Annotated in this window: 1 protein-coding gene; it reads left to right on the top strand. The window is 54.1% G+C overall.

Annotated features, from left to right (window positions below; translation table 11 throughout):
• Positions 1 to 215 (top strand): AMP-binding protein (locus ACYVTD_RS18775; RefSeq protein WP_461249095.1); only part of this gene is annotated, 215 nt, incomplete at its 5' end.
• Positions 216 to 320: the final 105 nt, after the last annotated feature.

Genomic DNA, 320 nt, shown 5'->3' with positions numbered 1-320 from the left:
CTTCCGGCACGACGGGCTTTCCAAAGGGCGTAATGCTTACCCACAGAAACATATTAAACAACGGGCTTGGTATAGGCGACAACCAGCGCCTTACGGAAAAAGACATCGTCTGCCTCCCCGTCCCGCTTTTCCACTGTTTCGGCCTCGTGCTTGGCATGATGGCTATCCTCACACACGGCGCATCGCCTCGATTGGGCAGGGGGAACCCGCCCTAATTCCGGTGCGAAGGCTTGAAAGATCGAACATTTTAAACATGTGGTGGTTAAGCTCGGCGATGAACATCGTGGGAACCCCGTAAACGGCGGGGGATTTTTCCTTTT

Source organism: Treponema sp. R6D11 (assembly GCF_054786075.1).
This window is presented reverse-complemented; position numbering and strand designations above follow the sequence as displayed.